This window comes from Mycobacterium appelbergii, assembly GCF_032883035.1.
In the GTDB taxonomy this organism is placed as follows: domain Bacteria; phylum Actinomycetota; class Actinomycetes; order Mycobacteriales; family Mycobacteriaceae; genus Mycobacterium; species Mycobacterium appelbergii.
In genome coordinates, this window is record NZ_JAMQTH010000002.1 from 188,496 (window position 1) to 211,372 (window position 22,877).

General features: G+C 65.4%; 25 protein-coding genes and 2 pseudogenes. 11 read left to right on the forward strand and 16 right to left on the reverse strand.

The window, feature by feature from the left end; genetic code table 11:
* Positions 1-10: 10 nt before the first annotated feature.
* A complete protein-coding gene (locus M1247_RS05210) occupies positions 11-724 on the reverse strand; it encodes an NAD-dependent deacylase (protein WP_317155219.1) in 714 nt (237 codons plus the stop codon).
* Positions 725-761: 37 nt separating this feature from the next.
* Here M1247_RS05210 and M1247_RS05215 point away from each other — a divergent pair, with 37 nt between their 5' ends.
* Positions 762-1,127, forward strand: coding sequence for an Rv1152 family transcriptional regulator (locus M1247_RS05215; RefSeq protein WP_317155220.1), 366 nt, complete (start codon positions 762-764; stop codon positions 1,125-1,127).
* Here the strand turns inward: M1247_RS05215 and M1247_RS05220 are convergent.
* A complete protein-coding gene (locus tag M1247_RS05220) occupies positions 1,124-2,314 on the reverse strand; it encodes an Rv1453 family transcriptional regulator (RefSeq protein WP_317155221.1) in 1,191 nt (396 codons plus the stop codon). The genes M1247_RS05215 and M1247_RS05220 overlap by 4 nt on opposite strands.
* 133 nt (positions 2,315-2,447) lie before the next feature.
* Between M1247_RS05220 and M1247_RS05225 the strand changes: the two are divergent.
* Positions 2,448-3,920: pseudogene (locus M1247_RS05225) on the forward strand (flavin-containing monooxygenase); the annotation flags it as partial.
* A gap of 17 nt (positions 3,921-3,937) precedes the next feature.
* Here M1247_RS05225 and M1247_RS05230 read toward each other — a convergent pair.
* The 4 genes from M1247_RS05230 to M1247_RS05245 all read right to left on the reverse strand — a co-directional run bounded on the left by M1247_RS05230 (position 3,938) and on the right by M1247_RS05245 (position 7,095).
* On the reverse strand, positions 3,938-4,711 hold the full coding sequence (locus M1247_RS05230) for a class I SAM-dependent methyltransferase (protein WP_410506823.1): 774 nt from the start codon (positions 4,709-4,711) through the stop codon (positions 3,938-3,940).
* A gap of 80 nt (positions 4,712-4,791) precedes the next feature.
* The gene (locus tag M1247_RS05235; protein ID WP_317155223.1) at positions 4,792-5,307 is read right to left on the reverse strand and encodes a DUF1697 domain-containing protein; all 516 of its coding nucleotides are present in this window, start codon (positions 5,305-5,307) and stop codon (positions 4,792-4,794) included.
* Positions 5,308-5,343: 36 nt separating this feature from the next.
* A complete protein-coding gene (locus M1247_RS05240) occupies positions 5,344-6,267 on the reverse strand; it encodes an alpha/beta hydrolase family protein (protein WP_317155224.1) in 924 nt (307 codons plus the stop codon).
* 6 nt (positions 6,268-6,273) lie between these two features.
* Positions 6,274-7,095 (reverse strand): class I SAM-dependent methyltransferase, encoded by an 822-nt coding sequence (locus tag M1247_RS05245; protein ID WP_317155225.1) that lies wholly within the window; start codon positions 7,093-7,095, stop codon positions 6,274-6,276.
* Positions 7,096-7,126: 31 nt separating this feature from the next.
* Here M1247_RS05245 and M1247_RS05250 point away from each other — a divergent pair, with 31 nt between their 5' ends.
* Positions 7,127-7,570 carry a PPOX class F420-dependent oxidoreductase gene (locus M1247_RS05250; RefSeq protein WP_317155226.1) on the forward strand — a complete coding sequence of 148 codons (444 nt, stop codon included), beginning with the start codon at positions 7,127-7,129 and terminating at the stop codon, positions 7,568-7,570.
* 59 nt (positions 7,571-7,629) lie between these two features.
* A complete protein-coding gene (locus tag M1247_RS05255; RefSeq protein ID WP_317155227.1) occupies positions 7,630-7,797 on the forward strand; it encodes a DUF5302 domain-containing protein in 168 nt (55 codons plus the stop codon).
* 8 nt (positions 7,798-7,805) lie between these two features.
* Here the strand turns inward: M1247_RS05255 and M1247_RS05260 are convergent, their stop codons facing one another.
* From M1247_RS05260 to M1247_RS05300, 9 genes are all read right to left on the reverse strand, one after another.
* Positions 7,806-9,128, reverse strand: a complete 1,323-nt coding sequence (locus M1247_RS05260) for an acyltransferase family protein (RefSeq protein WP_317155228.1) — start codon at positions 9,126-9,128, stop codon at positions 7,806-7,808.
* 61 nt (positions 9,129-9,189) lie between these two features.
* The gene (locus tag M1247_RS05265) at positions 9,190-10,302 is read right to left on the reverse strand and encodes an MFS transporter (protein WP_410506808.1); all 1,113 of its coding nucleotides are present in this window, start codon (positions 10,300-10,302) and stop codon (positions 9,190-9,192) included.
* Positions 10,303-10,433: 131 nt separating this feature from the next.
* A complete protein-coding gene (locus M1247_RS05270; RefSeq protein WP_317155229.1) occupies positions 10,434-12,065 on the reverse strand; it encodes a monocarboxylic acid transporter in 1,632 nt (543 codons plus the stop codon).
* The gene (locus M1247_RS05275) at positions 12,062-12,409 is read right to left on the reverse strand and encodes a DUF485 domain-containing protein (RefSeq protein ID WP_410506809.1); all 348 of its coding nucleotides are present in this window, start codon (positions 12,407-12,409) and stop codon (positions 12,062-12,064) included. Before M1247_RS05275 ends, M1247_RS05270 begins: the two co-directional genes overlap by 4 nt.
* Positions 12,410-12,668: 259 nt before the next feature.
* Positions 12,669-14,399 (reverse strand): sodium/solute symporter, encoded by a 1,731-nt coding sequence (locus M1247_RS05280; RefSeq protein WP_317155230.1) that lies wholly within the window; start codon positions 14,397-14,399, stop codon positions 12,669-12,671.
* On the reverse strand, positions 14,396-14,764 hold the full coding sequence (locus tag M1247_RS05285; RefSeq protein ID WP_317155231.1) for a hypothetical protein: 369 nt from the start codon (positions 14,762-14,764) through the stop codon (positions 14,396-14,398). The genes M1247_RS05280 and M1247_RS05285 overlap by 4 nt, the downstream gene beginning before the upstream one ends.
* Entirely contained in the window at positions 14,757-15,545 is a 789-nt protein-coding gene (locus M1247_RS05290) for a LytR/AlgR family response regulator transcription factor (protein WP_317155232.1), read from the reverse strand. The genes M1247_RS05285 and M1247_RS05290 overlap by 8 nt, the downstream gene beginning before the upstream one ends.
* A complete protein-coding gene (locus M1247_RS05295; protein WP_317155233.1) occupies positions 15,542-16,738 on the reverse strand; it encodes a sensor histidine kinase in 1,197 nt (398 codons plus the stop codon). Before M1247_RS05295 ends, M1247_RS05290 begins: the two co-directional genes overlap by 4 nt.
* Before the next feature lie 90 nt (positions 16,739-16,828).
* Positions 16,829-17,131: a DUF732 domain-containing protein gene (locus M1247_RS05300; protein WP_317155234.1), complete on the reverse strand. Its 303-nt coding sequence runs from the start codon at positions 17,129-17,131 to the stop codon at positions 16,829-16,831.
* Between the two features lie 140 nt (positions 17,132-17,271).
* Between M1247_RS05300 and M1247_RS05305 the strand changes: the two are divergent.
* The 6 genes and pseudogenes from M1247_RS05305 to M1247_RS05325 form a co-directional block, all read left to right on the forward strand.
* Positions 17,272-17,370: pseudogene (locus tag M1247_RS05305) on the forward strand (HhH-GPD-type base excision DNA repair protein); the annotation flags it as partial.
* A 17-nt stretch (positions 17,371-17,387) separates the two neighbouring features.
* Entirely contained in the window at positions 17,388-17,696 is a 309-nt protein-coding gene (locus M1247_RS36395; RefSeq protein ID WP_410506810.1) for a recombinase family protein, read from the forward strand.
* Positions 17,671-18,069 (forward strand): hypothetical protein, encoded by a 399-nt coding sequence (locus M1247_RS05310; RefSeq protein WP_317155235.1) that lies wholly within the window; start codon positions 17,671-17,673, stop codon positions 18,067-18,069. Before M1247_RS36395 ends, M1247_RS05310 begins: the two co-directional genes overlap by 26 nt.
* Positions 18,070-18,540: 471 nt before the next feature.
* The gene (locus tag M1247_RS05315) at positions 18,541-18,759 is read left to right on the forward strand and encodes a hypothetical protein (RefSeq protein WP_317155236.1); all 219 of its coding nucleotides are present in this window, start codon (positions 18,541-18,543) and stop codon (positions 18,757-18,759) included.
* A 210-nt stretch (positions 18,760-18,969) separates the two neighbouring features.
* The gene (locus M1247_RS05320; RefSeq protein WP_317155237.1) at positions 18,970-21,126 is read left to right on the forward strand and encodes a hypothetical protein; all 2,157 of its coding nucleotides are present in this window, start codon (positions 18,970-18,972) and stop codon (positions 21,124-21,126) included.
* 235 nt (positions 21,127-21,361) lie between these two features.
* Positions 21,362-21,943 (forward strand): HhH-GPD-type base excision DNA repair protein, encoded by a 582-nt coding sequence (locus M1247_RS05325; protein WP_317155238.1) that lies wholly within the window; start codon positions 21,362-21,364, stop codon positions 21,941-21,943.
* Here M1247_RS05325 and M1247_RS05330 read toward each other — a convergent pair.
* Positions 21,940-22,599, reverse strand: a complete 660-nt coding sequence (locus M1247_RS05330; protein ID WP_317155239.1) for a nitroreductase family protein — start codon at positions 22,597-22,599, stop codon at positions 21,940-21,942. The genes M1247_RS05325 and M1247_RS05330 overlap by 4 nt on opposite strands.
* A gap of 35 nt (positions 22,600-22,634) precedes the next feature.
* Between M1247_RS05330 and M1247_RS05335 the strand changes: the two genes are divergently transcribed.
* The gene (locus tag M1247_RS05335) at positions 22,635-22,784 is read left to right on the forward strand and encodes a DUF1059 domain-containing protein (protein WP_317155240.1); all 150 of its coding nucleotides are present in this window, start codon (positions 22,635-22,637) and stop codon (positions 22,782-22,784) included.
* The last annotated feature ends 93 nt before the right edge of the window (positions 22,785-22,877 follow it).

The window sequence follows — 22,877 nt, forward strand, 5'->3', positions numbered from 1 at the left end:
GGCCGGCGGATCAGCCCAACAGCGCAGGCAACCGCTGCAGCAGGCCCGGCAGCGCCGTGGCCGCCGTTTCCCGCAGCGACACGGTCGCACTGTCGGACAGCGGGGTGGCCTCGGGGTTGACCTCGATGACCGCGGTGCCGGTGGCCAGCGCCGCCTCGGGCAGGCCCGCGGCCGGGTAGACCACCGAGCTGGTCCCAACCACGATCACCACGTCGGCCGTGCTGACGGCCAGCACGGAGCGTTGCCAGGCCTGCTCGGGCAGCGCCTCGCCGAACCAGACCACGTCCGGCCGGATCAGGCCGCTGCACGGACATTGCGGGGGTTCCACCGTCTCCACCGGTTCCGGCATGTCGGGGAGCACCCCTTCGAACTGTGAACCGCAAGCGTCGCAATGGAACTCGAACAGGCTGCCGTGCAGGTGGTAGACCTTGGTGCTGCCGGCCCTCTCGTGCAGGTTGTCGACGTTCTGGGTGACGACGTGTACGTCGGCGTAGTCCTGCCAGGCGGCCACGGCGCGGTGGCCGTTGTTCGGCTCGACCGCGGCCATCATGTGATGCCGCCACAGATACCAGGCCCACACCTTCTCCGGGTGCCGTTGCCACCCGTCCGAGCTGGAAATTTCGTACGGATCGACCTTGGCCCACAGTCCGGTTTCGACGTCGCGGAAGGTCGGCACGCCGCTTTCGGCCGAGATGCCGGCTCCACTGAGCACCGTCACTTGCACGCCCCCCAAACTAGCGCTTTGGGGTGATACTGGGCACGTGGGTGACTTGGGGGAGTGGGTTCGGGTTGACCCGGATGTGGAAAAGCCATTGTTCGACCAGTTGAGAGGCCAGATCATCGACGGCGTACGTGATGGCCGGCTGGCACCGGGCGCCCGGTTGCCGACGGTTCGCGAACTCGCAGGCCGGATCGGTCTTGCGGTCAACACCGTGGCACGGGCCTACCGCGAGCTGGAGTCTGCCGGGGTGTTGGAGACCCGTGGCCGGTACGGCACGTTCGTCGCCCGGGCTGATCCTGCCGACGCCGCGATGGCCGCCGCCGCGAACTCCTTCGCCGAGGCGGCCAAAGCCCTCGGCATCGGCAAGAACGACGCGTTGAGGTACCTGGACGCCGCGTTCGGCTAGCCACGCCAGCGCAGCACGTCCAGTGCCACGGCCACGTTGACACTGCATTCGGCCAGCGGGCGCGGCAGCAGTTCATCTGCGCGGGCCAGCCGCCGCAGCAGGGTGTTGCGATGGGTGTAGAGACGTGCGGCGGCGCGCGAGGCGTTGCACTGCGAATCGACGAAAATTCTTACGGTGTCGTGTAATTCGGTGTTCGCCGATTCGAAATCGCCCAGCACGTGCTTGACGAATCCGGCGGCGCCGTCAGGATCGGCGGTGATCAGTGCCACCAGCTCGATGTCGGTGAACCGCGCGATCTGCTGCGGCGAATGCAGCCGCGCCATCATCTGCTGGGTGGTGATCGCGTCGAAGTGGCTGCGCCGGAACCCGTCGACGCCCTCGCCGGCCGGGCCGATCGCGATGCGGACATCGTGCGCGTCGCCGATCGCGGACGTCAGGGTTCCCGGTGCCCACACCCAGCGCGTCGCGGTGCTGGCAGGCACGCTCAACGGCGGCGCGCCGCCGCACGCCTGTCCGAATGCCTCGGCGGCCCGGTCGAGCCGGGCCAGATCGCCGTCCGGGTTGTCGCTCCAGATGACCGCGGCGGTGTGGGTGCCGGTCAGTGCGTAACCCAGCCGGCTCTCGGCGCGCTGGCGGGGGATCGGCGCGCCTTCGAGTAGCAGCGCAACTGTCTCCCGCCGTTCGGCGTGGGTGCCGCGGGTGAGCTCGTCGCGTTCCAGATCGATCTGCGCGGCGATACCGGCCAGGGTCGCGTCGACGAACGCACTGATCGATTGTGAGCACGTCTCGAGGAGTTCGTGGAGCTCGGCCGGGTCGGAGGTGAGTTCGAAGGCGATGTCCATCAGCCGCCGCCAGGCGACGCCCTCGCCGACCCGGTATGCGTCGAGGGGAAACGTGTTGACGCCACGGCGCACCAGTTCGCGGGCGATGCTCAGGGGCTCGGGCCCCGTGTTCGGGGCCACCGGCGCGCCGGGATCGCGAACATTGGCCGTGCCCCAGAAATACAGGTTCGCCCGGTTGCTGCGGCTGACGGCCCCGGCGAGTTCAGGGTCGGATGCGATCGCGGGGCTGGCCGCCAGGACGGCCCGGTCGAGCTCCTCGAGCCATTCCGGACGCGCATTGACGACGATCTGCGCGCACTGCCGGATCAGGTCGGCGACCCGCGGAGACGGCGGCGACCAGTCCATCCACCGAGGATAGAGCGATGGTGCAATCTGCACCATCGAATCCGCGATGTGGGGAATTTTGACCTTGGCGGCGTGGGGTCGTGGGCGCGACGATCGTCACATCGCTTTACCCATGACGACAGGAGTCATCGGCATGTCCGATATCGAGCACGTCGACGTACTGATCATCGGAGCCGGCATCTCCGGCATCGGCGCCGCCTACTACCTGCAGCGCGAGCACCCTGAGCGCAGTTACGCGATCCTGGAGTCGCGCGCGGCCACCGGCGGCACCTGGGACCTGTTCCGCTATCCGGGCATCCGCTCCGACTCCGACCTGCACACCTTCGGGTACGAGTTCAAACCGTGGCGCGACGACTACGCCATCGCCACCGGCGACAAGATCCTGGCATATCTGCGGGAGACCGTCTGCGACAACAACATCGACCGCAACATCCGGTTCCACCACAAGGTGCTGGGTGCCGCCTGGGATTCGGCGCAGGCCCGCTGGACCGTCGACATCGAGCGGACCGACGGAGCCGGAGAGGATCCAGAGCTGGTACAGATCAGCGCCAACTGGCTGTTCTGCGGCGGCGGGTACTACCGCTACGACGAGGGGTTCACCCCGCATTTCGAGGGCAGCGACCGATTCACCGGTCAGATCGTGCATCCGCAGCACTGGCCCGAGGACCTCGATTACGCGGGCAAGAAAGTCGTGGTGATCGGCAGCGGCGCGACGGCGGTCACGCTGGTGCCATCGATGGCGCAGACGGCCGGGCACGTGACGATGCTGCAGCGCTCGCCGAGCTATGTGATGCCGGTGCCCGCCAAGGATGCCTTCGCCAACATCGCCAAGAAGGTGCTCGGCGATACGCGGGGCTACGCGTTGACCCGGCGCAAGAACATCGCCAAACAGCGTGGCGTGTACACCTTCTGCCAGAAGTACCCGCGGGCCGCGCGGGCGCTGATCCGCCGCTTCAACGCCCGCCGGTTGCCCGCGGGGTATCCGGTGGACGTGCACTTCAGCCCCAGCTACAACCCGTGGGATCAACGGTTGTGCGCGGTTCCCGATGGTGACCTGTTCGGTGCACTGAGTGCAGGGAGCGCCTCGGTGGTGACCGACCAGATCGTGACTTTCACCGAACGGGGCCTCCTGCTGGCGTCCGGTCAAGAGCTCGAAGCCGACATCATCGTCACCGCCACGGGGCTCAACGTCCAACTGTTCGGCGGCATCTCACTCACCGTGGATGGTGAGCCGGTGAACTTCGCCGACACGGTGGCCTACAAGGGCATGATGCTGTCGGGCGTGCCGAACTTCGTCTTTGCGTTCGGCTACACCAACTCATCGTGGACGCTCAAGGTCGGGCTGCTGTGTGAGCACTTCTGCCGCATGCTGACCCACATGGACGTCAACGGCCATATCGCGGTACAGCCCGAGATCAGCGATCCCGCAATGGAAACGCGTCCGCTGCTCGACTTCGCGGCCGGCTACGTCCAGCGCTCGGTCGACGAGCTGCCGCGGCAGGGCGTCGTGGAGCCGTGGCTGATGACGATGAACTACGGCTATGACGCCGAGATGCTGCGCAACGGGCCCGTGGAAGATCCGAATCTACGGTTCCGCGCTCCGGCGGCAGTTGCCGTCACGGCTTAACCGAAATCCAGCAGGGTCATTACCGGCCGCGCCGAATCCAGCAGGGGCAGCCGCTGAACCGCCCACAACAGCCCATTGAGCACCTTGCCGCGGGCCTGGGGCAGCGGAAGATCGTGTACCGCCCGCACGCCCGGCACCGTGTTGACCAGATCCGCCGCCTGCGTCGGAGACAAGCTGAACGGCATCGGTGGCACCCGGTAGCGCAGCGAGGTCCGCATGCCGGCGCGCGCCCACGCGGCAAACCACGCGGGCGGCAGGTCGAACAGCATCTGCCCGCCTGTGAAACGCTGCGCACAGGCGCGGATCAACCCCATGGCCTCCTCGGGCTGCAGATACATCAGCAGACCCTCGGCCGTGATGAACACGCCGTCGGCCGGATCGATAAGGTCCATCCAGCTGAAGTCCAGGGCCGACTGCGCGCACATCGTCACCCGGTCCGAAGCAGGAAGCAGCTTGCGGCGTACCTCGATCATGGGCGGCAGATCAACTGTCAGCCAGCGGAATTCATGACCCACACCGGCGGCGTCGAGTCGGTAGAAGCTGGTCTGCAAGCCTTCGGCCAACGCCACCACGGTGGCTTTCGGATGGTCACGCAGGTATGCGCGCGTGGTCTTGTCGAACAGCAGTGAACGCAGCGCCATGTCCTGACGCCTGGTGTAACCGAACTTGGCGAAGTCGAAGTCGATGGAGTCGACGAGTTGCACCGCCATCGGGTCGTCGAGGATGCCATCCGGGCGGCGTGCCTCGTGGGCACGCACCTGCAACGTCATCAGCGCGGTCTCCGACACGCCGGTCAGGTCCACCTTGGTGCGCGGGGTCTCGGTCACCGCCCGAATCTACCCAACCCGGTTCATCGCAACACTTTCTCCAGCGTGCGGAGGTTTCTGGTGGTGGTCGAGGACTTGTACCGTTTCTTCCCCATGGTCTTGCCGATGACGCTGCCCAGCGTGGCGTGGCGGGCGACCTGCCAGTAGACCACCCCGGCGCCACGGCGGATCTTCTCTTCGGGTCCGGGCGCCAAGGCAGCCAGCTCGTCCAGCGCAGCGGCGTCGCTGACGAACGTGACATAGGAATGAAAGCCTTCGACCGCACGCTCGAACGGGTAGCCGGCCGAGATCGCGGCGAGGGTCTCCAGGTCATACACCAGCACCCAGGCCTCGTACCCGAACGCGTCACGTAGGGCGCGTTCGGCCCTGGTGCGTACGGTGGCGGCGTCGGAGTCGCTGTCCAGCAGCACATTTCCACTTGCCAGGATCGTGCGTACCTCGGTGAAACCGGCGTCGGTGAAGGTTTTGGCCACCGCGGCCATCTTGAGGTTGACGCCGCCGACGTTGACTCCGCGCAGGAACGCGGCATAGCGGGGCATGACGGTCAGCGTAGCGCCGCAACCGATCCGGCCGCCTCACTCGTCGAGCAGGCTGTCCAGGTCGGCCTGTGACGTCGTGGTGATGACGCGCAGCACCTGGTGGAAGTTCGGTGAGTGCGTCGACACGATCGAGGTGTGGTTGTCGCCGGGGAGTAGTTGCACGGCGGCCCGGCCGCCCTGCTTCTTGACCGCATCCACGTAGCGCTCTGAATTCGCGGGCGCCACCACGGTGTCGCGCGTCCCGTGCATGGCGATCACCGGCACCGACGGGTCGATGTTCTGAATCGGATCGACCGAGGTGTAGCGGTCCGGGACGTCGGCGGGAGCACCGCCGAGGACTTTGACGATGTGGCGGTCACCGTGGGTGGCGGCATAGACCATGTCGAGTGGTCCGGCCAACGAGACGACCCGCGTCGGCCGGAACTGCGGCCGCGAGCCCACCTCGTCGTCACGTAGTCGATGGCGAGTACCCGCCCACACCGCGAGCTGACCACCCGCGCTGTGACCGACGACGAGCTCGTCGTCCGTCGTCAGCTGCGGATGCTGCCTGTCCACTTCGACGATGTAGTCCAAGGCGCGGGCCACGTCGTGGAACGTGGTGGGCCATCCGCCACCGGAGCCGACGCGTCGGTACTCGATGTTGTACACCGCCATGCCGCGCCCGGCGAGCTGGCGGGCCAATCCCTCGAACACGCTCGCCCCCAACGCGCTCTGCCACGCGCCGCCGTGGATGAGCACGACCAACGGGATCGTGTCGACGTCCTGGGGTCCCGCAGGCAGGTAGAGGTCGGCCCAGTTCTGGTCGGTGTCGGCGGCATCGCTCGTGGGATATTCGAAGCGTTGGACGGTGATCTCGGCGAGCGGGGCGGGCTGGGGTGGGGGCGCGTCCGGCGCGGGTTCTGCGCAGGACGTCACGCCCGAGACCGCCAGCAGGACCAGGAGCGCGGCTAGTTTTCGCATTGCCGGTTATCCGAACTCCAGCAACGTGATGCTGGGACGCGCCCGGCGCAGTGCCGCGATGCGGTCCAATGCCGGGCTCGCCGCGAGCTTCCACATGCCCCGCCCCGGTGGGAGGACGATGTCGTGGGCCGTGCGCACGCCCGGAATGCGGTCGGGCAGGGCCAGCGCCTCGTCGACTGTCAGCCCGAACGGCATCGCCGGGGCGAGGTAGCGGTCGGACAGCTTCAAACCCTTGATCGTGCGACGGCTGAACCATGGCGGCACCGAATCGAACAGCATCCGGGCACCGGGAAACCGGGCCGCGCAATCGGCGATAAGGCTGTACACATCGTCGGGCTCCAGATACATCAGCAGCCCCTCGGCCGTGATGAACGCCCCGTGCGACGCGTCGACCCGGTCCATCCAGCTGCGGTCCAACGCCGATTGCGCAAGCGCCTGGATCCGGTCGTCGGCGGGCAGCAGTTCCTCCCGGATCGCCATCACCGGGGGCAGATCCACGGAGTACCAAGTCAACCCGTCGGCGACCCCGGCCTGATCCAGCCGCCAGAAACTGGTCTGCAGTCCCTCGGCGAGTGCCACCACCGCGGCCGCCGGGTGGGCCGAGAGGTAGTCGCGGGCGGCGATGTCGAACGCGCGCGCCCGCAGGCCGTGTGACTGGTTGGGTTTGCCGAACTTGCGGTAGTCGTACTCGATGGTGTCGAGCAGGGTCACCGCCCACGGGTCGCGGATCACCCCGTCGGACCGTTTTGCCTCGGTGCCGCGGTTGTGCAGGGTCCACAACGTGGTGGCCGAGACGCCTTCCAGGGTATTGCCGTCAATCACCGTCATCGATGCGATCGTATAGACGTAGGCTCGAAATATGGGGCGACAGGTTTTCGACGACAAGCTTCTCGCGTTGATCAGTGGAAATTCGCTGGGAGTGCTCGCAACGATCAAACAAGACGGCCGACCACAGCTGTCCAACGTGTCGTACTACTTCGATCCGCGTGCCGTGACCATCGAGGTGTCGATCACCGAACCGCGGGCCAAGACCCGTAACCTGCGGCGCGATCCGCGGGCGTCGATCCACGTCAGCTCCGATGATGGCTGGGCCTACGCCGTCGCCGAAGGCGACGCCATCCTCACCCCGCCTGCGGCATCGCCGCACGACGACACCGTCGAGGCGCTGATTGCGTTGTACCGCAATATCGCCGGCGAACACCCCGACTGGGACGACTACCGCCGCGCCATGGTCGAGGACCGGCGGGTGAAGCTGACGCTGCCGATCTCGCACCTGTACGGGATGCCGCCGGGTATCCGGTGAACGGCGCCGCCGCGATAACGCGGTGACGTTGACGGTGATGGCACGCTACGCTGCGGCGTATGGCTGACAAACCGGAAGACGACAACAAGCGCAAGTTCCGGGAGGCGCTGGAACGCAAGAACGCGCAGTCTGCCGGCGGCGCATCGCACGCGGACGGCGGCCGCAAGCAACCGCGGGCACACGGTCCGGTGGAAAACCGCCGCGAGTTCCGCCGCAAGAGCGGATAGTCCCCGAATCACGCCGGCTCGAGCGTCCGCGCGGAAGTGCGGTCGGCGAGCCACCGCGCGGCAGCCAGTGCCGCCACCATCAGCACCACGCAGTACACGCCCTGATCCTTCAAGCCCCAGGCGACCGATGTCAGCGTCGCCGTGCCCGCCACGCACAGCAGGATCCCGATGGCGGTGCTGTGCGGGCCGGCCTCGGGGGCTGTGCCAGGGCCGTCCCACCACGGCAGCGGTGAATTCTCCAGCGGCCGCAGGGCGATGAACGCCGCCGTCACCAGCGCGGCCATCACTGCCAGCTGCAGCACCGACAAGGCCACGAAGCCCGGTGTGGCCGGGTCGTAACGGTCCAGGCCCAGGTGGTCGAACACCAGATGCATGGCGAGCAGCAGCGGCATGTGCCACAGGTACAGCGTCATCGCCCCGGAGTTGCCGATCGCGGCCAGCCACCACACCCGTGGACGCCGGGCCCAGCGTGTGATGGCCGGTGCGGCGGCGATTGCGAACGCGCACATCATGATTGCGTGCCCGGCCAGCAGCAGTGACGGCGGCGTCATGTTCTTCAGCTGCTGGGTTTCGATACCGACCAGGCTCAGCTCATAGGGGCCGAAGTACAGCAGGGCCAGGTTCACGCCGAGCATGCCGAGGCCGACCCGGAGTGCGGCCCGTGCGGTCAGCAGTCCCCGGCGGTAGGCCACGCCGAACATGCCGGGGATCAGCCACACCACGGTGTTGAGGTAGCCCAGTGTCGCGTAGCCGGCCCCGTCCATGGTGATGCGGACTACGTCGATCAGCGCGATGGCTGCGTAGGTGCCGAGCACCGCGCCGAGAAGCTGCGCGGTGGTGGTGATCCTGGCCAGCAGCGGCACCGCCGCCAACACCAGGACGTATGCGCCCAGGAACCACAACAACTGGATGGAGATTCCGGCGAGCGGCTCATACACGTGCACGGGCAGCAGGAACCGCAGCACCGCCAGGGCCGCGGCCCAGAACGCCAGGTAGTAGAACACCGGCCGGTACAGCCGGGTACACCGACGCAGCAGCCAGCCGCCCCATGACGTACCGGGCCGCCAGGACTGCACCGATGCGGCCACCCCCGCGAAGAAGAACAGCGGCATGATCTGGAACACCCAGGTCAAGGCCTGGAAGACGGTCGAAGCCGTGAGCAGGTTGCTCCAGATGAACACGTCATCGCGGATCGTGCTGGTGGCCATGATCGTGTGGCCGAAGACCACGCCCACCAACGACACGATGCGGATGACGTCGATCGCCCGGTCCCGGTCGGCCGGCGTGGCGGCCTCGACTTCGGCAGGCGTGGGGAACAACTGTGCGCTCATGGGAGAAACGCTAAGGCCGCGCCGCCGCCCAGTCCCTAGGTAGAAGCACTCAAATCCGTGGTCATGCCCGCTTCTCCTGCCACAGAATGGCGACCAGACAGATGACGGCAAGCCCGCCGACCACGCCGGCGAACGTCACCCCCGCGGTGCGCAGGCCCCAGTCCTGGGCGGCCAGGCCGACTCCGACGACCGGTACCGAGAGCGCCACGTAGGCGATGACGAAGTAGGTGGAGCTGACCTCGGCACGGCGGTCGGACGGGCTGAGTTCGGCGACTGCGGCGAGTCCGCGGCTGAAGCTGATGCCCTGACCGGCACCGGCTACCACGGCCGCCACCAGCAGGCCCCACAGCGATGAGAAATACACTGCCGCAGCCAGAATCGCGGTACCGACGGCGAGGATTGCGCACCCCAGGGCTACCGCGCGCTGCGGCTCGATGCGATTGGCGCCGACCTGCGCGAGTGCCGACGCCGCGAAGATGGAACAGGCGATGGCGCCGGCGACCGCATGGTTGTCGATGCCGATGACGTCGGACAGGAACGAGGGCGCCACCGCCGTGTACAGGCCGGTCACCGCGAATCCGGCGAACGCCGCCAACGCCGCGATGATGAACACCGCCCGGACCTCGGCCGGGACGGCCAGCCGCTGCACCCCGATCCGCCCGGTTCGCGACGAGGTCTCCGGTGCGATCAACACCGCGGCGGCGGCCAGCGCCGCGAGCATGATGTGCATGACGAACGGCAGCTCCAGTGGCCGCGGCGCATACTGCACCAGCACCCCGGCCAGCAGGGGACCGGCCCCCAGGCCACCGATATTGGCGATCGTGGCGACCGCCGCCGCGCGGTTGTGCCAGGCAGCTGGGGCAGCCTCGATCACCGCGGCGGTGGCGGTCCCGGTGAACACTCCGGCCGACAGCCCTGACAACACGCGGGCCACGAGCAGCGTCGGCACCGAATCGGCGATCAGAAAGACTGCGGCGCTGGCGATCGCGCACACCACGCCCGCCAACAGCACCGGCCTGCGGCCTATCGCGTCGGACCATCGGCCGAATACCAGCAGCGCGAACAGCACACCGCCGGCGTAGGTGGCGTAAATGATCGTGGTGGTCAGGACGGCGAAATGCATGCGCTCGGCGTACAGGGCGTACATCGGCGTCGGCATGGTCGTGCCGAGCATGATGGCTGCGAATGCGTACGTCAGAAGGCTGAAAGCGAGTGAGCGGCGCACACTTCAGCCTAGCGAGCAGACACTACGGTCCCCTGGAACGCGCGTTCCAGGGGACCGTAGTGTCTGCTCGCGGCAAAAAACTAGTGCATGACAGCCTTCTCGGCGCCCACACCCGTCAGCGACCGCACCTCCATCTCGGCAGTGACCTCCGGGTTGCCGGAGTCCGATGAGGTGAGGGTGCCGATGATGCCGAGCGCGAACGCCAACGGGATGGACACAATGCCCGGGTTGGCGAGCGGGAACCAGGCGAAGTCCACGCCCGGCATCATGGCGGTCTTGGACCCCGATACCGCGGGAGAGAACACGATCAGCACGATCGTCGAGATCAGGCCGCCGTACATGCTCCACAGTGCGCCACGGGTGTTGAACCGCTTCCAGTACAGCGAGTAGACGATCGTCGGCAGGTTCGCCGCGGCGGCGACCGCGAATGCCAATGCGACCAGGAAGGCGATGTTCTGACCGTTGGCGAGGATGCCCAGCGCGATGGCCAGGAGCCCCAGCACCACGGCGGTGATGCGCGACACCCGGACCTGTTCTTCCTCGGTCACCTTGTGGGACTTGAGAACACTGGCGTACACATCGTGGGCGAACGACGCCGAAGCGGTGATGGTCAGGCCGGCGACCACCGCGAGGATGGTCGCGAATGCCACGGCCGAGATGACGCCGAGCAGCACCACGCCGCCGAGTTCCAAAGCCAGCAGCGGGGCCGCGGAGTTCACGCCGCCTGCCGCGCCGAGGATGCGGTCCGGTCCCACCAAAGCGGCAGCACCGTAGCCGAGCACCAGGGTGAACAGGTAGAAGGCTCCGATCAACGCGATGGCCCAGACCACGCTTCGCCGTGCTTCTTTGGCGGTCGGCACGGTGTAGAAGCGCATCAGCACGTGCGGCAGACCGGCGGTGCCCAGCACCAGTGCCAGGCCAAGGGACAGGAAGTTGATCTGCGACATGAGCGATCCGCCGTACTGGGCGCCGGGGGCCAGCACATCGCGGTTGGCGACGCCTTCGGTGGTGGATCCGGAGATTGCCGACTGTGCGGCACCGAGGATTTCGGAGAAGTTCAGGCCGAACTTGCCCAGCACCATGATCGTCATCAGCGCGGCGCCGGTGATCAGCAGCACGGCTTTGATGATCTGCACCCATGTAGTGCCCTTCATCCCGCCGACCAGGACGTAGACGATCATCAACACACCGACCACGGCGATCACCACGCCCTGCCAGAACTTGCTTTGCACGTTCAGCAGTAAGGCCACCAGCCCGCCGGCCCCGGCCATCTGGGCCAGCAGGTAGAACAGCGAGACGGTCAGCGTGGTGGTGGCCGCGGCCACCCGCACCGGGCGCTGCCGCAGGCGGAAGCTCAGCACGTCGGCCATGGTGAATCTGCCGGTGTTGCGCAGCAATTCGGCCACCAGCAGCAGTGCCACGAGCCACGCGACCAGGAAGCCGATCGAGTAGAGGAAGCCGTCATACCCGTAGACGGCGATGGCCCCGGCGATGCCGAGGAAGCTGGCCGCCGACAGGTAGTCACCGGCGATGGCGATACCGTTCTGCGGGCCCGAGAAGGCACGCCCACCGGTGAAGAACTGGTCGGCGCTCTTGTTGTTGCCGCTGGCCCGGATCACCACGTACATCGTCACGGCCACGAACAGGCAGAAGATGGCGATGTTGGCCAGCGGATTTCCTACCGACTCCTGTGCTGCCAGAAGGGTGTTCACTGGGCGGGACCTTCCAGTTCGGCGCGGATGGCCGCAGCGCGCGGATCCAGCTCACGGTTGGCGAACCGGACGTAGAGGCCGGTGATGACGAAGGTGGTGACGAATTGGGCAAGCCCGAGCAGCAGCCCGACGTTGACATTGCCGAACACTTTGGTGGACATGAAGTCGTGGGCGAAGGCGCCCAGCACCACGTAGAGGCCGTACCAGATCAGGAAGAATGCGGTCATCGGGAACACGAAGTTGCGCAGCTTGCTGCGTAGCTCCTGAAATTCAGGGCTGGCCTGCATGGCGATGAACTGCTCGCCGGTTGGTGCGACCCTTTCGGGAAGGTCGGTTTCGGACACCGGGGCTCCTGACGTCGACTGTGATCCGGTTGAGTGTCGAAACTAATTGAGATGCGGGTCACAAAACCGATCCGGCGGCGGCGATACGCCGAAATCGGTGACGGCTGCGGTGAACGGTCGATCGATGACGTTAAACGGCTGGTCCCTTTCTCCGGCGAGCAGACAGTGCGGTACCGGAAAAGGGCGCGAAATGGGTACCTAACTGTCTGCTCGCCGGGAAAATTGGCCGGGAAAATTGGCCGGGAAAATTGGCCGGAGCTCAGCCCCGCGGGACCCGCTCGATGCCCATGCCCAGGCGTTCCGGCACGTGCATGCGCGCGAAAATCTGAGCCACGTCAGGGGCGGCGCGGGTGAACTTGCTGACCAGGATCATCGTCAGGAACGCCAACGGCACGCTCACTGCCGCCGGATAGCCGACCATCACCGCCGGCCAGCCGCCCAGCACGTCCTCGTCCACCCCGCCTGCGAGCTCCGCGATCACCGCGCCGCCGCACACCAGCCCGCCGGCCACCAACCCGCACACGGCCCCGGCCACGGTCAGGCCCCGCCACCAGATGCCGAGCACCAGCAATGGGCACAGGGTGGAGGCGGCCACCGCGAATGCCAGGCCCACGCTGCGGGACAACTCCAGTCCGGACACCCCGAGTGACAACGGAATCGGGATCAACCCGCCGATCACCGCGGCGACCCGGAAGTCCCGGACCCGGCCGGGCAGCACATCGGTGGCCAGCGCTCCCGCGATACTGACCAACAGCCCAGAGGAAGTGGCCAGAAACGCCGCGATCGCCCCGGCGGCCACCAACGCCGCCAGCAGCTGACCGAGCACCCCGCCGAACGCGGCGCCGGGCGCCAACAACACTGCTGCGTCGGCGGTTCCGGTGATCAGCAACTGCGGGACATACAGCCGGGAGAACACCCCGAGCAGCGTCGGGAAGAGATAGAACAACGACAGCAGCGCGATCACTGCGAGAGCGGTGCGCCGGGCCGCGCGTCCGTCCGGGTTGGTATAGAACCGCACCAGCACATGCGGCAGCCCCATGGTGCCCAGAAACGTTGCCACGATGATGGACAGCACCTGGTAGAGCGGGTGGCCGCCGCCCAGCCCGCCGCCCGACGCGATCCATTCGGTGCCGGTGCTGGGGGTGCCCGCCACCACCGGGGTGGCCGCCCCCGCGGCCAGTGTCACGGTGGTGCCCGAACCCAGGGTGTGCTCGCCGGGCCCGCCGAACGTCGCGGCGTCGACGTGTCTGTCGTCGAGCAGGCCGGTCACGGTGATGCCCGCGGGTTCGACAACCTGCACCACGACGTCCGTGTCGATCGAGACGGTGGTCTGATGTTGCACGCTCGGCGGCAGCGGGCCGCCCAATTCGCCGCGATCGCCGACGAACAGCCCGAGCAGGGCCAGCGCCGGAATGGCGATGGCGGTCAGCTTCAGCCAGTACTGGAACGCCTGCACGAAGGTGATCGACCGCATGCCGCCGGCCACCACATTGGCGATCACGATCGTTCCGACAAACACCGGACCGATCCAGACCGGCACCCGCAACAGGGTTTTGAGAGCCAACCCGGCGCCTTGGTACTGCGGGGCCAGGTAGAACAGGCAGATCACCACGACCACGAGCATGGCCACCTTGCGCAGCCGCGCCGAGCCGAGCCGGAATTCGGCGAAGTCGGGCACGGTATAGGCGCCTGACCGGCGCAGCGGGGCCGCCACGAACAACAACAGACCCAGATAGCCCGCGGTGAACCCGACCGGGTACCACAGCGCGTCGGCCCCGTATTTGGCGATCAGGCCCGCCACACCCAGAAACGATGCCGCGGAAAGATATTCACCCGAGATGGCGGCAGCGTTCCAACGCGGCCCGACGCTGCGGGAAGCCACCAGGAAGTCTGAGGTGGTGCGGGACAACCGAACACCGTAGGTGCCGATCGCGACCGTAGCCACCGCCGCGAACAAGAGCGCGGCAGCGGTCAATGGCGAGCCCGTCACGGTTCGCTGTCGATGACGCGGACGAAGTCGCGCTCACTCTGGTCGGCCAACCGCACATAGAGCCGTCCCACCCCGTAGAGCAGCGGATAGACCAGCACCGCAAGGATCAGCCAATTGAGCCGGATACCGAATACGGTGAGCGCGACCAGTGTTGGCGCCATCGCGTTGAGCAGGACGATCGTCACGACTGTACCGACGACGACGGCGGCGAGCCGAAGCGCCAGCCCGAGCTGGGCCCGGACCAGCCCACGCACCAGCGCGTCGCCCACCTGTGTCTGTTCCTGCACCTCCACCCGGGTCCGCACCATCCGCGCCCCGCGCCGGTGGGCCAGCACCACCCGCTGGCGTTGGGGACGCTCAGTCATCGGACCCCGCCGGTTTGAGGTGGCGCATCGGGTCGCGGACCACCCGGTCGCGCAGTTCGCGGGCCTGACGCCGGCTCACCGGCAGCTCCACGGCAGGCGAGGCCCCGTTGGCGCGCAGCCGCACCAGTACCGCGCCGTCGGCCGTGCGCAGTCCGGTGACCAGCCGCAGCGACACCAAATATGACCGGTGGATGCGCTGGAATCCGTGGTCGCGCCAACGGGTCTCCAAGACGCTCAACGGTATTCGCACCAGGTGCGCGCCGGTGGCCGAGTGCAGCCTGGCGTAGTCGCCTTCGGCTTCGACCCAGCCGATGCTCTCGCGCGGCACCAGGTGGGTGATGCCACCGAGCTCGGCGGGGATGACGTCGGAATCGTGGTCTTCGGGCGGACCGGTCGGTCCGGACTCGCCGGACGGGGGAGTGCCGACGCGTCGCACCGCCTCGTCGAGCCGGTCCTGCCGAATCGGCTTGAGCAGGTAGTCGACGGCGCCCACGTCGAACGCCGCCACCGCTTTGTCATCGTGGGCGGTCACGAACACCACGGCCGGGCGGTGCGCGAAATTGGTCAGCACACCGGCGAGTTCGATTCCCGACAGGCCCGGCATGTTGATGTCGAGGAACACCGCGTCGATGGGGTGGGCGTTGAGTTCGCGCAGCGCCGAGGTGGAGTCATTGGCGGTGTACACCGCGCCGACGTCGGCGTGCTGCCCGAGCAGGTACGCCAGCTCGTCGAGTGCGGGCGCCTCATCGTCAACCGCGAGCACGGTGATGTTTCTGCTCATCCCATCGCACCTCCGGCCCGTACGCCGGAGCGGAACTTCGGTACCCGCATCACAACTTTTGTGCCCGCTCCAATTGCCGTTTCGACCACCAGACCGTAATCGTTGCCGAAGGCCCCGCGCAGCCGATGGTCCACATTCGTCAGCCCCACGTGCGCGGACTGGTCGCTGCGGTCGGCGAGTGCGTCGCCGGGGCCTGCGCGCAGGGTGTCGGGGTCCATCCCGGCGCCGTCGTCCTCGACGGTGATGAGACAGTCCGAGCCGGCGTCGCGCGCGATGATCTCCACCGCACCGCCACCCCGTCCGGCCAGCCCGTGCCGCACGGCGTTCTCCACCAGCGGCTGTAGCGCCAGGAACGGCACCACCACGTTGAGCACCTCGGGGGCCACCTGCAGGCGCACCGTCAGCGCCGCACCGAAACGGGCCCGCTCCAACGTGAGGTAGCGGTCGATGTTGCGCAGTTCCTCGGCGAGCGTGGTGTACTGCCCGGCCGCGCGGAACGAGTACCGGGTGAAATCGGCGAACTCCAAGATCAGTTCCCGGGCGCGGTCCGGGTCGGTGCGCACGAACGACGCGATGGTGTTGAGCGCGTTGTAGATGAAGTGCGGGCTGATCTGGGCCCGCAGCGCCAGCACCTCCGCACGGTCCAGCCGGGCCCGCGACGCGTCGAGTTCGGCAAGTTCGATCTGGCTGGCGGCGTAACGGGCCACCTCGCCGACCGCGCCGAGCATGCCCGGACCCGGTGTGCGCGCGGTGACGACCACCAACACGCCCAGGGCGTCACCGCCTTCGGTCAACAGTGGCTGCGCGACCACCGCGTTTGTGCGCACGCTGCGCAGGACGCGTCGTTCGCCGGAGATGGACTCCGCCGCGGTGCCCACGCAGGCGTCGACGACGTCGGACTGCCAGATCGGCTCGTCGGCCGGGTCGCGGGACAGCAGCTCGCCGTCGCTGTCGAACAGGGCCAGGCCGTCGGTGCCGGTCAGCTCGCGCAGGAAGGGCGTGGCGGTGTGCGCGGACCCGGTGTCCAGGCCTTGGCGCAGTGCGCGTGCGGCGAGTGAGGCGGTGTGCAGCGCGGCGTGCACGGCGCGTTCGGTGGGGGTGGCCACGACGCGGCGGGTACGCACCACCACGACGGCCGCCACCGCCGCCAGCAGCAGCGCCAGGGCCAGGGCTATCGCAACCTCGACCGACATCTTGGGGTCACCTTAAGCCGCGGGAAACCTGCGGCTTGTTCAGGACCTGTGCCGTCGGCGCGTTGCCGGCGCCATGCGCGGCCATTCCGCCTACTGAACCGGGCAGGCGTACTTTCTGGCCACGTCCATCACCCGATTCTGTGCGCCGGGGCCGAGCACTCCTTGCGCAGCCATGTCCAATCCGATGTATCCCGGTATGCCGCCCATACACGCCTGGTGGGCAACTCGCCACGCGGTATCCGGATTCAGGTGATAGCCATTGCGGTCGAGCCCTTGCATGTATTCGTCGAACGCCGGCGTGCCCTGGTCTGGCACTGCATTGGCCACGGCAGCCAACGCCATAGCGGTAACCACCGCTGCAAAAAGCGGTGCAACTACACGTCTCATGTCCATCTCCTATGGGCACACCCACCGGTTATCGCGTATACGTTCGCACACTGAACCGACGCGGGCGTCAAAAACCCCTGATTCGTCCCCGCACAGTGGCTGCGATGACGGATTGCTGCGGCATCGCGTAGTCCTAGACTGGCGGGGTGGGAAACCTGCGGCTTGTCCAAGACCCGGCGGCCGACGCTCTGCTGGAGGAGAATCCGTTCGCATTGTTGGTCGGCATGTTGCGCGACCAGCAAGTGAAGATACGACTGCAACTGTGGGAAAGCCCGTTCTACGGGCTCTCGTCGGTGCGCGTGTCTCGGTAGTCCAGGGGCCGCAGAAGGGCTCGCGTCTGGCGCAACTGGAGACGGCGACGAAGTGGGCCGAAGCTCGAGGTTACGAGATCGTCGGCGAGTTTGAAGACCTCGGCGTCTCGGCAGAGAAGCGGCGAGAGGACCGGCCAGACCTTGGGCCGTGGTTGACCGAGGAGGGTGCGGCCTCATGGGACGTGATTGTCTGGTCAAAGATATACCGGGCGTTTCGGTCAACGCGTCACCGCGTTGACTTCGCCCGGTGGGCCGAGTAGCGGCAGAAAGATCGTCGCGTTCGCAGACGACAGACTGACGTTGGACTACCGGCCGAAGGGTCCAGGGCACGCTAAGGGCATCGACGAGATGATGGCGGAGTTGTTCGTCTACCTCGGCTCGTTCTTCGCCCAGCTGGAACTCAACCGATTCAAGACCAGAGCGCAGGACAGCCACCGAGCACTGAGACAGATGGACCGGTGGACGTCGGGTGTGCCTCCGCTGGGGTTCAAGGTGGTTGATTATCCGAGCGGCAAGGGCAAGGGTCTCGACACCGACGAGACCGGTAAGGCTCTGCTGCACGAGATGGCCGAAGCTCTTGAGTGGCTGGAGCTTTATTCGCATTGCCGTGGTGCAATGAGCGAGGGCACCTGACGAACATGAACCGGGCTCGGGTAGCCAGCGGCTAGCCGCCAAAGGCTCGGCCGTGATCGGTCAACGTCGTGGTCGATGCGTTGACCTCTCCGAGGACACAGGGGTTCAAGCTGACCGGTCGCGGTAAGGCCGCGATGATCGTACTCGACTCCGAGGGAAAGCCGGTCCGGCTCGGACCTTCGACGCTGGCACCTGGACGCAGATCCAGAAAGCTGCACGCAGCGCAAGCTCGGCCAGCGGACGCCGACCAACACCAGCAACCCGGTTCTCGGTGTGGCGGTCTTACCGCTGCGGCCGGACTCCGTTGAACTGCAACGGTGTTTCAGCGCGGGCGGAGGACGTCGATTTCCAGCTGGCACATGAGTCCACCTACTTCAGAGGTGACCAGCCGATGACTCGCCGCGTGTTCGTCCCCGGTGAGGACCACAGTGCCGAGCTGGAGCAGGTAGCGCGACGATCGACCGGCTACGGATGGAATCCGACGCCGGTCTGCTGGCTACACCCGAGGATGAGCGCAAATGGCTCGAGCGGATGAAAGCTCAGGTGGCCAAGCGTGACCAGCTCGCAGGCACACCGAGCCGAGTGGCCGGTTGGGTGACCGAGGAGACCGGGCAGACCAAAGCGGACGCTTGGACAGCTGCCGATGAGAGCGAGCGGAGACAGCGTTACCTAGACGCGGGTCTGAGGTAGGTGCTTGCGCGCAAGGGGCGACGGAGTTGCTTCGACCGGCGCGAAGATCAGGCGCCGAACAGAAAAGGTCGATGAGCAGCGAGAGGCCTACTTTCAATATCGCTAGCCAAACTTTCGCGGCGATTCGACAACGTAGGTGCCGTCTAGCCATGGGAGGCTGTCGGGCAAGAAGTGCGATTCGACAGTGACGGTGCAGCATACGATCTACGGGTGAGTCGAGGACGTTTAGAGCTAGCTCTTACGCAGATCCCTTCCGCTGCGTGGGAAGACTTTGAGAAATTTGCATCCGAGTTCCTCATAGCTGACTTCCCTGACCTACGCACGATGGCACGGGCTGCCGGCGACGAGGGTCGAGACGGCGACATATTTGATGTCGACGGAGCCGGCAAGATCAAATTGCAGTACTCGGTGACCGTCGGGTGGCGAGCCAAAATTCTGCAAACGGTAGACCGTCTAAAGGACTTCAAGCCGAAGCCGACCAATCTCATATATGTAACAAATCAGCAGATCGGCCCGGAAGCGGATGATCTTAAACGCGAAGTATTCGCGGAACAAGATATTGTGCTCGATATACGAGATCGGTCCTACTTCTTGGATCGCCGCGATCACACGATCGCCGGTCGCGCGGCAAGTGAAGTTCTAGAACGAAAGTTCGTCGATCCCCTGTTGACTTCGCAGGGAATAGCGCACTCGGTCGCTCCAGCACTGACCGCAGAGGAAGAGCGTATAGCTTTCCTGCATATATCAATTGACTTAATCGAGCGTGATCGTTCCCGCAATTTTGCCAAAGACGCTTACGAGTCGCTCGTGTTGGCCGTCCTTCATGGAACTACGCACGACACTGCGCTAACGCGAGCCTCAATCCAAGATCGTATCTGTTCCTTCGTGCACGCAGATACGCGCCAGCAATTGGCGGCTCGAATCGACTCTGCGCTAGAAAGGCTGACAAAGAAGAGGGGAACGGTCAAGCATATTCGTTCCTCGGACTGCTTTCATATCGCCTTCGAAGAAACAATTCGAATCAACTCCGAAGCTGAGAAGTTTCTGGAGCAAGAAAGCGCCTTCGAGGAAGATATACGGGCAGCAATATATATTGTTGATAGCGAGTTGGCGGATAACGAAAAAAAAGGCGGACAATCGGTCCGTGCTTTACGTGAGGTTATTGAACGGCTTTTGCTCGACTATGGCGAGCAATTCACGGAAGCGATTTCGACTGGCCGAGCTCCTGAAGCCGCGAAGGAGAAGCTCGAGCACTTGCTATCCGAAATGGCATTTAAGACGCATCTCTCTAACGTCGATGCAGCTGAAGTAATTGAGATGGTCCTGACACAGGGCGCCGAAGAGACTGAAGCCCACCTCCGCAGGCTGTTGGACTCTTACACAGTTCTTGCGATGTTGAAATCAACACCCGACGTTCAAAAGGCGTTACGTAAGGTCTTTAGTGGCGGTCAAATTTGGCTCGACACTTCTGTGGTGTTGCCTTTGATGGCCGAAGAACTGTACGCAACTGGGACGCCGATGCATGACCTAGTCAGAGCATGTCGACTTTCCGAAGTCAGATTGTTTGTCACAACTGGCGTAATTGAAGAGGTGAATTCGCACCTAAACACATGCTTATCAGCTGCACGTTCGACGTCAACCAACTCCTATAAGCTGCCGTTTCTTCTCGCAGAGTTTGTAATCAATGGCAACTCGAAAAATGCTTTCGTGAAGTGGCAGGAGAACTTCCGTGGAAAGGAAAGTCCGCTACTCGATATCGAGGAATATCTCAGGGATGAGTTCGGCATCGTGCGCCAGGACCTGCAGGACGAAGTCGATAATGCACCGAACGAGCTACGGATAGCGGCACAAGACTATTGGCGCGAAGAGCAGCAGAGACGCCGTGGTGGCAGTGGGATTGACTCTGTAAATCTGGATCGCTTGGTCGCCCACGACGTCGAAAACTCGGTGGGTGTGATCCAACTACGCGGGCACAGTAATCCAGGACCTACCGGCTATCAGCATTGGTGGCTGACAAACGATCGCTTGGGCAAAGGCTTGAGTTCCGCCTTGGAGGCCGAACTTGACGAACCGATTGCCTCACCAGTTATGGATCCGGGCTTCTTGGTCCAATTGCTGCGTTTCCGACCTCATTCGCCGGAGGAGGCGACGGCAGCATTAGACCGATTTCCTGTGCTACTCGGGCTCGCCAAAATGGATGTGATTCCGAGTGACATGATCGACGTCGTCGAAGAGATTCGAAGTGAAATCCCAACTTTGAAGCCTAGGATCATTCAGCGCCGACTGCGTGATGAGGTCAACAAGCGGAAGACCGGCGAGCACTCAGAGCCGACAGATGACGTACCTGGAATCGCCGACCTAATCTGAAAGAGATTCAGGTGACGATACTTCGGTCGTCACCTGCGGACCATCGTGTAGGTAGCGTGGGCAGTCCTAAGACTGCCGGTATGCAACTGGGCATCGCCTCCGATCGCGTACCGCTTGCCGCGCCACTCGACTTGCGACTGTGCGCCGAGAATCCCGCCGCCGGCGGGCCAGCCACCGGCGACTAGTCTCTTTCCATGGTGTCGATTATCCGCGCTCTGTGTTGAGAGGTGGCCTTGTGACTCCGAAGCTCTGCCTGACGCAAGATCCCGAGGCTGATGAACTCTTGTCCGTCAATCCGTTTGCTTTGCTTACAGGCATGTTGCTCGACCAGCAGATCCCGATGGAGACGGCGTTCGCCGGGCCGAAGAAGATCGCCGACCGCATCGGCGGTGTCGACGCGCACCAGATCGCCGAGTACGACGAGGACAAGTTCGTCGCATTGTGTTCCGAAACCCCTGCCATCCACCGGTTTCCGGGGTCGATGGCCAAACGGGTGCAGGCCCTGGCGCAGGCGATCGTCGACGACTACGCCGGTGACGCGACCGCGCTGTGGACCGCGGGTGATCCGGACGGCAAAGAGGTGCTGCGCCGGCTCAAGGGGCTGCCCGGTTTCGGCGAACAGAAAGCCCGGATCTTCCTGGCATTGCTGGGCAAGCAGTACGGGGTGACGCCCAAGGGGTGGCGGGCCGCCGCGGGTGACTACGGCAAGGCCGGCACCCACATGTCGGTGGCCGACGTGGTGGACGGCGCCTCACTGCAAGAGGTGCGGGCGTACAAGAAGAAGATGAAGGCGGCGGCGAAGGCTGCCAAGGCCTAACTCCCGAACGGCTCGCCGTCGAAGCGCTCCCTCGTCGCGATTTCGACGACAGGTTTGCGGGTGAGCTTGGTCAGCTGACGCACCGGCTTGCCCAGTGGCAGCACCGCCGCGATCGCGTACTCGTCAGGTATGCCGAGTAGCTCCTTGACCGCAGGCTCCTCGGCCACCGTCATGGTGGTGAGCACGCCGCCGTAACCCTCGTTGCGGGCGGCCAGCAGGATGTTCCACACGAACGGGTACACCGACGCCCCGGCCACCACGCCGATGCGGTCGAGGTCCTGATCGAACGCCGCGACGACACCGAGGTCGATGCATACCAGCAGGACCACCGCGGCGTCGAGCAGCTGGGTGGCCGGTGGCACCTTGACGGCGGCCACCTCCTCGGCCGACACCCGCATGGGCCACAGCGGATTCCAGGGGCTTTCACCGTTACGCCGCTGGGCGATGTAGCGCTTGGAGCCGGTCACGCTGAGATCGGCGAGCGACTCACGGGTGTCCCGGTCGCGGATAACCACCACGCGGGTGCCCTGGCGATTGCCTCCACTGGGCGCGAAGCGGGCGTGTTCGAGTATCCGTTCCAGGACATCATCGGGCAGGGGATCGTCGGTGAACTCGCGGGCGGCCGCGGTCGTGCGCATGACGTCGTAGCACTCCATGCCTACATCTTTCCCACATATGCGAAGGTGAAGATATGGCGAAGACACATCTGAACTGCCCGTGCGGTGAAGCGATCAGCGGAACCGACGAGGATGACCTCGTCGAGAAGGCGCAGAAGCACCTGGCCGAGTCACACCCCGGTCGTGAGTACGACCGGGAAATGATCCTGTTCATGGCCTACTGATCGGCAGGCCGAGCCAACCTGCCCCAGACAAAATTCCCGGCCACCAGCTGAAAGCCGATGACCGGGAATTCCGTTTCCCCATTTCGCGATGAC